9 protein-coding genes are annotated in these 8392 nt (G+C 37.8%); 5 read left to right on the top strand and 4 right to left on the bottom strand.

The annotated features are described in order from the left end of the window. Positions 1-179: 179 nt before the first annotated feature. From AC1M9D_RS13610 to AC1M9D_RS13595, 4 genes are all read right to left on the bottom strand, one after another. A complete protein-coding gene (locus tag AC1M9D_RS13610) occupies positions 180-923 on the bottom strand; it encodes an amino acid ABC transporter ATP-binding protein (protein WP_481612405.1) in 744 nt (247 codons plus the stop codon). Positions 924-934: 11 nt separating this feature from the next. Further along, positions 935-1612, bottom strand: coding sequence for an amino acid ABC transporter permease (locus AC1M9D_RS13605; protein WP_180028741.1), 678 nt, complete (start codon positions 1610-1612; stop codon positions 935-937). A gap of 1 nt (position 1613) precedes the next feature. After that, positions 1614-2456, bottom strand: coding sequence for an amino acid ABC transporter permease (locus AC1M9D_RS13600; RefSeq protein ID WP_035270829.1), 843 nt, complete (start codon positions 2454-2456; stop codon positions 1614-1616). Between the two features lie 69 nt (positions 2457-2525). Further along, positions 2526-3425 (bottom strand): amino acid ABC transporter substrate-binding protein, encoded by a 900-nt coding sequence (locus AC1M9D_RS13595; RefSeq protein ID WP_481612404.1) that lies wholly within the window; start codon positions 3423-3425, stop codon positions 2526-2528. Between the two features lie 457 nt (positions 3426-3882). Here AC1M9D_RS13595 and AC1M9D_RS13590 point away from each other — a divergent pair, with 457 nt between their 5' ends. From AC1M9D_RS13590 to hisG, 5 genes are all read left to right on the top strand, one after another. Beyond that, positions 3883-5334, top strand: a complete 1452-nt coding sequence (locus tag AC1M9D_RS13590) for an RNA polymerase factor sigma-54 (protein ID WP_481612403.1) — start codon at positions 3883-3885, stop codon at positions 5332-5334. A gap of 188 nt (positions 5335-5522) precedes the next feature. Then, complete coding sequence (hpf, locus tag AC1M9D_RS13585) at positions 5523-5855, top strand: ribosome hibernation-promoting factor, HPF/YfiA family (RefSeq protein ID WP_035268921.1); 333 nt, start codon at positions 5523-5525, stop codon at positions 5853-5855. A 142-nt stretch (positions 5856-5997) separates the two neighbouring features. Beyond that, positions 5998-6249: a BolA family iron metabolism protein IbaG gene (gene ibaG, locus AC1M9D_RS13580; protein WP_035268923.1), complete on the top strand. Its 252-nt coding sequence runs from the start codon at positions 5998-6000 to the stop codon at positions 6247-6249. 7 nt (positions 6250-6256) lie between these two features. Further along, positions 6257-7516, top strand: coding sequence for a UDP-N-acetylglucosamine 1-carboxyvinyltransferase (murA, locus tag AC1M9D_RS13575; protein WP_180000148.1), 1260 nt, complete (start codon positions 6257-6259; stop codon positions 7514-7516). A 4-nt stretch (positions 7517-7520) separates the two neighbouring features. Then, positions 7521-8231, top strand: coding sequence for an ATP phosphoribosyltransferase (hisG, locus tag AC1M9D_RS13570; RefSeq protein ID WP_481590807.1), 711 nt, complete (start codon positions 7521-7523; stop codon positions 8229-8231). The last annotated feature ends 161 nt before the right edge of the window (positions 8232-8392 follow it).

The following is an 8392-nucleotide window of genomic DNA, read 5'->3' as shown; positions in this document are numbered from 1 at the left end:
AGAAGTGAAACCTCTTAGCGCTGATGGTAGTGTGGGGTTACCCATGTGAGAGTAAGTCATCGCCAGCTCATTATTCTAAACACCCCCTTCATTCGAAGGGGGTGTTTTTTTATATCAAAAAATTGAATTTGAAAATAATTTAAGTAGTTATCGCGAAACTTTCGGATTTAATCTAATATTTAATGTACTGCTGAAATTTTCTCTAAAAAATACTTTGTTCTTTCATGTCGCTCTTGTGGCTTATTAAAGAAGTCATCAGTCGGGCAATCTTCTAGAATTTTGCCTTGATCCATAAATATCACTCGATCTGAAACTTTTTTTGCAAATCCCATTTCATGCGTAACACACATCATCGTCATGCCTTCTTTTGCAAGTTGGCTCATGACTTCAAGCACTTCACCGACCATTTCAGGATCTAATGCGGAAGTGGGTTCATCAAAAAGCATACAGACTGGGTCCATACAAAGACCACGTGCAATCGCGACACGTTGTTGTTGACCACCTGATAATTGTCCTGGAAATTTATCTTTGTGTGCTGTCAAACCCACTCGATCCAAATATTGTAAGGCCTTTATTTTAGCTTCTTCAGTTGAGCGATTAAGTACTTTGATTTGTCCTATAGTTAGGTTATCTAACACAGTCATATGAGGAAATAGTTCAAAATGTTGAAATACCATACCTACTCTAGATCTGAATTTTGCTAGATTCGTTTTAGAGTCTTTTAAAGCGGTACCATCAACGATAATATTTCCTTGTTGAAAAGGTTCTAAAGCATTCACTGTCTTAATAAGTGTAGATTTACCTGAGCCAGATGGACCGCATACAACGACAACTTCACCTTTGTTGATAGTGGTTGAGCATTCGCTAAGTACCTGAAAATCTCCATACCATTTGGATACATCTTGAATTTCAATCATTGGCATTTTGATTCTCCTTATCGAATAATGGCGATTTTTTGATGTAAGCGTTTAACTAGTCGTGAAAGTGCAAATGAAATGACAAAATACACGACAGCAACAACTAGATAGAAAACGGCTTTGGTTTCCGAACCATAGGTATTAGCTAAAGTATTTGCATTGCCTAAGAAATCTGGTGCACTGATGACATAAACCAAAGACACATCTTGAAAAAGAACAATGGATTGCGTCAATATCACGGGTAACATATTTCTAAAAGCTTGGGGTAAAACTACGTATGACATCGTCTGGCGATAATTAAACCCCAAGGCGTAACCTGCATTCACTTGTCCTTTAGAAACTGATTGAATGCCAGAACGGACAATTTCTGAAAAAAAGGCAGCCTCAAAAATGGCGAAGGTTACTACACTTGAAAATAAAGGTCCCCAATAGGTGTGATATTGGAAATCGAAAAACTTAGGAAGTAAAAAGTAAAAGATAAAAATAACTTGAATGAGGGGAACACCTCGAAAAAAGTCGACATAAAATTTTGCAAATCCACTGGCAATTTTATTATTTGATAGACGCATCATTGCGATTGGTGTACCAAGAAGAATCCCACCAATAATTGAAAGAATGGTTACTGTAACTGTGAATTTAAAACCAGCGATCAAACTTGCAACAACATCGGGATGAGTTAGAACACTAAAGTCCATTTTATTTACCTCCCGAACCTAGACCTGGTACAGCCATTCGTTTCTCAATCCATGCCATCAGGTATTTAATTGAATAAGTGATGATGAGATAAACAGGTGTTGAAAGAATTAAAATAACCACGTCTTGAGAGGTTTCTTCTCGCATTGTTTTGGTATATGCAAAAAAATTCAAAACACTTAAGGCAAAAAGCACAGCTGAATTTTTAAATACATTCATTGCTTCCGATGTTAGTGTTGGCCAAACGATTCGATAAGCCACTGGCAGAATGACATAACGATAACTTTGGTTTAAATTTAAACCAATCGCGTAAGCTGCATTTTTTTGACCTTGTGAAACGGTATTAATACCTGCTCGAACCTGCTCAGCAATCCTTGCAGCGGTATATAGACCCAGTGCAAATACACCAATAATTGCTGGATTATTATTTAAAATATTTTGCCACCATCCGCCAGGAACCATTTCACCACTTCCAGTACTCATACTTAATGGTAGAAGTTGAGGAAAAACGAATGCCCAGAAAAATAATTGAACAATTAAGGGTATATTTCTAAATAACTCTACATAACAGGTCCCAATGAATGAAAGTAACTTATTGGGTAATGTACGCATAATGCCAATAAGTGAACCAAGTAAAAATGCGATGAAAAAGGCAATGACAGCAGTCCAGATCATGGTCCAAATACCTGACCCAAGTATCTGCAACCAGGTCGGTGCATCAGCAACAGCTGAATAACTTGAGCCTCCAATCGCACTACAGATAGATTCAGCCCAATCTTTTTTATCAACGCCATATTCGTTGGATGCCAAGCAAAATGACGTCCAATTTAAAGAACCAACAGCCATTGAAATTCTCTACAATGGTTATGAGAAAAAAGGGCTTAAGTGTTTCTATTTAAGCCCTCATAATTTTTGTTATTTAATCCCTGCATCATTCGGAGATGCTTTTAATTTTTTAAATGAGCTACTCATAGGCATGTTTAGATTGATATTGCGTGGTGGAATAGGTGATAAGAACCATTTTTTATAAAGGGTATCCATTTGACCATTTTTCCACATTCCAGTTACCACACGATCTGCAATCGCTTTAAACTTGGCATCGCCTTTAGGCAGCATAATTCCGTAAGGTTCTGACGAAAGGACTGGACCTACAATTTTAAAATCTTGAGGTTTTGATGATTTGGCAATGAGCCCTGCAAGAATATTGTCATCCATAACAAATGCAGCTGCACGTCCCGAAGCGACCATTGCAAAAGAATCAGCATGATCTTTACCATAGACATTGGTAACTTTTATTTTTTCTCCTCGTGCACCCATTTTGATGTATTTATCCGAGGTTGTTCCTTGCGTTGTGGCAACGGCTTTACCATTTAAATCACCTAAATCTTTGAAAGGCGCTGAAGCTTTGACTGCCATACGTACTTCAGTGGCAAAGTAATTTGTAGAGAAGTTGACTTGCTGTTGTCGCTGAACAGAATTGGTTGTTGTGCCGCATTCCATATCAATGTTTCCAGCGAGCATTTCAGGAATTCGCGTGGAAGAAGTAACCGCTTTATATTCAACTTTTAAGTTGGGGAGTTTTAACTCTTTTTTTAATTCGTTGGCTACATTATTACAGATATCGATGGCATACCCCATAGGTTTACCACCAACAATATATGAGATTGGATCAGAAGATTCACGATACCCGATGATCACTTTTCCATTTTTTTTGATTTTCGCAATGGTGTCAGTGGCATTGGCTTGACTCATTGTTCCGCCAGCGATGATGAAGCCTAATGCGCTGAGAAGGACTTTACCAGATAGACTTTTCATCAAGAAATCTCCATGTCTTGTAGTGCATCGTTCTTATAATTTTGACAGTTCTCAAATTTGGTTGAAATCTATTCAAAATAAACTATTAATTATTTTTATACTTTCTATGAGAATAAGTAAAGAATAAAAAATACTCGAAATTCGAATGAATTTAGATTTTTTAATCAACGTGAAACAAATCATGAGCTTATAAAACCTTGATCATGAGTAAGTGGTTTATTTTTAATCAACCATAACTGCAGATAACGCTAAAAAATTATTTTTTTAATTTAAACTTGAGTGATCATATTTTTTTGAATATTAATTAAAAAAAAGTGATTGAATTATAATGTATTTTATCCTTATTTGTTATTAAAAATTAAGACTAATTGATTAACCTAACACTTGAAACTTATGTTATAAGAATTGTAGGCATGATTATTGCTTAAATAATAACGATGTTAGGGGGTAATGATTTATGAAATTAGCGTTAGGACTAAAAGTATCCAATTCTTTGTCTTTGACACCCCAGCTCCAACAAGCGATCCGACTTTTACAATTATCCAGCTTAGAGTTGGAGCAAGAAGTTCAATTGCAGTTGGATAGTAACCCCTTACTTGAAAAGGCGGATGATGATTCTCCAATGCAAAGTTTGGAGGATTTGAATCAGGAACAGTCTGCTAGTGATCTTACTCGAGAACTAAATGCAGATCATTTACCAAATGACTTGCCTGTTGATACGGAATGGGATGATGTCTATACCCATCAATCATCATCAATGGAATTACCAGAATATGAAGAACGTGAGGATAATCGTTCAATTCAAAATACGCTGAAAGATCATATTTTAGAGCAAGTTAATCTCCTAAATTTCTCCCAAACTGATCTTTTGATTGCCTATTGCATCGTAGATGGTTTGGATGAAAAAGGCTTTTTAGATGAGAGCGTTGAAGAAATTCACCACGCAGTGCTGACTTTACTCGCACAGATGGATATTGAAGAAGATGTTGAGATTGATGAAATTTTAGTAGTGTTGAAACATATACAAAGACTAGAGCCGATTGGCGTTGGTTCACGCAATCTTGTGGAATGCTTATATGTTCAGCTTCAAGTATTGCCTAATACCTTACCTTGCCGTAATGACGCGTTATTGTTATTGCAGCATTATGAATTATTGATTGCCAATGACCTAAATAAATTACTGAAGCAAACAGGTTTTAAACTTGAACAGTTAAAAGCAGCAATACAACTTTTAAAATCATTACAACCCTATCCAGGTCTAATGTTTGAGAATAAAGAATCTGATTACCAGGTACCTGATGTGGTGGTGGCAAAGAAAAATGACAGTTGGCATGTGCACTTAAATCCGGATATTTTGCCAAAATTACGCATCAATCCTTATTATGCAAATATGATTCGTCGAGCTGATCAAAGTGCAGATAATCAATATTTACGCAATCAAATGCTTGATGCTAAAAATTTTATTAAAAGTGTAGATGAACGCCATAAAACGCTTTTAAAAGTGGCGACATGTATTGTTCAGCATCAACGAGATTTTTTGGAGTTGGGTGCTGAAGGAATGAAACCTTTGGTATTGAGAGATGTGGCGGAGGAAGTTGAGTTACATGAATCAACAGTATCTCGTGTAACCACCAATAAATATTTACTTACCCCGAGAGGGTTGTTCGAACTTAAATATTTTTTCTCAAGCCATGTTGGAACAACGTCAGGTGGTGAAGCGTCTTCAACTGCGATCCGAGCAAAAATTAAAAAGTTGATTGCTGAAGAGAACCCAAGAAAACCATTATCTGATAACAGTTTAGCTAAGTTGTTAAATGAGGATGGTATCGATGTTGCACGTCGTACAGTCGCAAAATATCGCGAATCGTTACATATTCCTGCATCATCCGATCGAAAAGTCTTGATCTGAAATTTGAAGTGTGATTATTCTAGAGGTTCATTATGACGAAATAATGAATCTCTTTTTTTTAGTTACACGAGGTTTAGCCAGCATGATTTCATGACTTAAATTTGCAGAATAATTCTATGTTGAATGTTCTGTCATGCAATCACATGGCTTAACTCAATCAAATCCTTTAGAAGGAGAGGGATAGGATTATGCAAATAACAATTCGTGGACATCATTTAAGTATTACTCCTGCAATAGAAGAGAATATTCGTTGTAAATTCGCCGAAATGACCAAGCACCTTGATCAGGTCAATAGTATGCAGGTGAAACTCACAAAGGATCACCAAGTCGATAAGCGTTCGAAAAAAGGAAGTTCGAATCATATAGCTGAAGCAATCGTGCGTTTACCAGGCGTCGAACTTTTTGCTCAGGCATCTGGCGATGATATGTATGCATCAATTAAAAAATTGACTGAGAAAATAAAAAGACAGTTAATGCGATATCGTAAAATGCAAATGGCTTTTCAGCCGCTGCCTATATGACGGTATGTAGCTGAAAATAAAAAAAGAGGTATATTGCCTCTTTTTTTTATAGATAAATTGTATAGCAGATGAATTCATTGAATGAGTTATAGTAAAATAATCCGTTTTTACACAATCGATCGTCCCATGAGAGGTCTTTGCAATGAATAGTGAACAGCTCACTGAAATCTTAAAAGCTGCTTTCCCTTCTGCTGATGTTGCTGTAAGTGGACAAAGTGGGAAATTTGACCTCCGTATTGTAGATGATCTGTTTGAAGGTAAAAGAACAGTTGCTCGTCAACAAGCAGTTTATGCTCCTCTTAACGAATATATTAAAAGTGGTGCAGTTCACGCTGTAACCATACGCGCAATGACAAAAGAAGAATGGCGCAAAGCTAGTCTTTTCGGAGCTTAAGGAATAAATGGATAAATTTCTAATCACTGGTGGTAAAAGACTAGAAGGCGAAGTTCGCATCTCTGGTGCAAAAAATGCTGCATTGCCACTTTTAGCAGCAATGATTCTTGCTGAAACACCAATTACGCTCAGAAATGTACCCAAGCTTAAAGATGTTCATACGCTTGTAAAATTAATTGCAGGTCTTGGGATTACCATGAAGTATGAAGGTGACACTGTTGTCGCTGATACTTCAACCCTTGATAATCAATTTGCACCATATGAACTCGTAAAGACTATGCGAGCGTCTATTTTGGTGCTTGGCCCATTGCTGGCGCGCTACGGTAGTGCAAAAGTATCTTTACCTGGTGGTTGTGCTATTGGCTCACGTCCTGTTGACCAGCATTTAAAAGCATTAGAAGCTTTAGGTGCGGAAATTGAAGTCGAAGCAGGCTATGTCAATGCAAAAGTTGATGGTCGCTTAAAAGGCGGTGAAGTTGTTTTCGATATGGTTACTGTGGGTGGGACAGAAAACATCCTCATGGCTGCTGTTTTAGCAGAAGGTGTTACTACCATCCGTAATGCGGCTCGTGAACCTGAAATCACTGATCTTGCACAAATGCTCATTAAGATGGGTGCGAAGATTGAAGGTTTAGATACGGATACATTAATCGTCACTGGCGTAGAAAGTTTGCATGGTTGTGAATATTCAGTTGTTGCTGACCGTATTGAAACAGGATCTTATTTAGCGGCTGCTGCTATTACGGGCGGACGAGTTAAAACGACACATACAGATCCATTGCTGATGGAATCAGTGTTGGATAAATTTGAAGAAATGGGTGCAGAAGTTACGCGCGGTGATGATTGGATCGAACTCGATATGATGGGTAAGCGTCCTAAGGCCGTTAGTTTCCGTACATTGCCTCATCCAGATTTTCCAACAGATATGCAAGCACAATTGATGGCGGTCAATGCAATCGGTCGTGGGTTTGCAACAATTTCAGAAACGATTTTTGAAAACCGTTTTATGCATGTACCTGAATTGTCACGTATGGGCGCTAATATTCAGGTTGAAGGTAATGATGCAGTTGTAACAGGAGTTGAAAAACTTTCAGCTGCACCTGTTATGGCAACAGATTTGCGTGCTTCATTTTCTTTAGTTTTGGCTGCTTTAGCTGCTGAAGGAGAGACTTTAATTGACCGTATTTATCACATTGATCGCGGTTATGAAGATGTTGAAGCAAAATTACAAGGTTTAGGTGCCCAAATTAAGCGAGTGAGCGAGTAAGTTAATGAGCGATATGAGAAACGATGATCCTAATTTTGACGTAATGGGCAATTTTGATCATGGTTTAACCTTAGCATTAAGTAAAGGTCGTATTTTAAAAGAGACATTGCCATTGCTAGAAACAGCAGGGATTAATCTTTTAGAAGACCCAGATAAATCGCGTAAATTAATTTTTCCTACGACGCATAAACATGTTCGAATTTTAATTTTACGTGCATCTGATGTACCAACGTATGTAGAAAATGGTGCGGCTGATATTGGTGTTGCAGGTAAAGATGTACTGATGGAACATGGTGCACAAAATGTCTATGAACCATTAGATCTTAAAATTGCAAACTGTAAGTTAATGACAGCGGGCAAAGTGGGTATGGAGCGTCCGAAAGGTCGTTTGAAGATCGCGACCAAGTACGTGAATTTGACGCGTCAATACTATGCGAGCTTAGGTGAGCAAGTTGATGTGATTAAACTTTACGGTTCGATGGAGCTTGCACCATTGGTTGGTTTGGGTGATTACATCGTCGACGTCGTGGACACAGGTAATACACTTCGCGCGAATGGCTTAGAGCCTCTTGAAGAAATCTGTAAAGTGTCTTCTCGATTGATTGTGAACAAAGCGAGCTTTAAGCGTAAGCAAGCCTTACTTAATCCGATTCTTGCACAGCTTGAAAAAGCGGTGGATGAACGAGAAAATGCAAAGCAAGTGAAAACTGCTTGAGTTTGTTGATTTTAAGAACCGCCCGAAAGGGCGGTTCTTTATTATACAAGACTGTATTTTCTGATTTGTTCGGCTTTGTTGCATAAAGGTTTGAAAGGCTGAGTTCCCTTAAGCTACTCAAATTTAAGAGACAACTTGGGTATGAGGGCGACCTAATTCTG

This window comes from Acinetobacter sp. ANC_7682 (genome assembly GCF_056779795.1).
Note: the sequence above shows the minus strand (reverse complement) of the source record. Positions and strands in the feature narration are given on the sequence as shown.

What these genes read in the sequence shown, in the direction of transcription:
- AC1M9D_RS13610 (WP_481612405.1), bottom strand. Translation starts at nt 923, where the DNA reads ATGCCAATGATTGAAATTCAAGATGTATCCAAATGGTATGGAGATTTT.
- AC1M9D_RS13605 (WP_180028741.1), bottom strand. Translation starts at nt 1,612, where the DNA reads ATGGACTTTAGTGTTCTAACTCATCCCGATGTTGTTGCAAGTTTGATC.
- AC1M9D_RS13600 (WP_035270829.1), bottom strand. Translation starts at nt 2,456, where the DNA reads ATGGCTGTTGGTTCTTTAAATTGGACGTCATTTTGCTTGGCATCCAAC.
- AC1M9D_RS13595 (WP_481612404.1), bottom strand. Translation starts at nt 3,425, where the DNA reads ATGAAAAGTCTATCTGGTAAAGTCCTTCTCAGCGCATTAGGCTTCATC.
- AC1M9D_RS13590 (WP_481612403.1), top strand. Translation starts at nt 3,883, where the DNA reads ATGAAATTAGCGTTAGGACTAAAAGTATCCAATTCTTTGTCTTTGACA.
- hpf (WP_035268921.1), top strand. Translation starts at nt 5,523, where the DNA reads ATGCAAATAACAATTCGTGGACATCATTTAAGTATTACTCCTGCAATA.
- ibaG (WP_035268923.1), top strand. Translation starts at nt 5,998, where the DNA reads ATGAATAGTGAACAGCTCACTGAAATCTTAAAAGCTGCTTTCCCTTCT.
- murA (WP_180000148.1), top strand. Translation starts at nt 6,257, where the DNA reads ATGGATAAATTTCTAATCACTGGTGGTAAAAGACTAGAAGGCGAAGTT.
- hisG (WP_481590807.1), top strand. Translation starts at nt 7,521, where the DNA reads ATGAGCGATATGAGAAACGATGATCCTAATTTTGACGTAATGGGCAAT.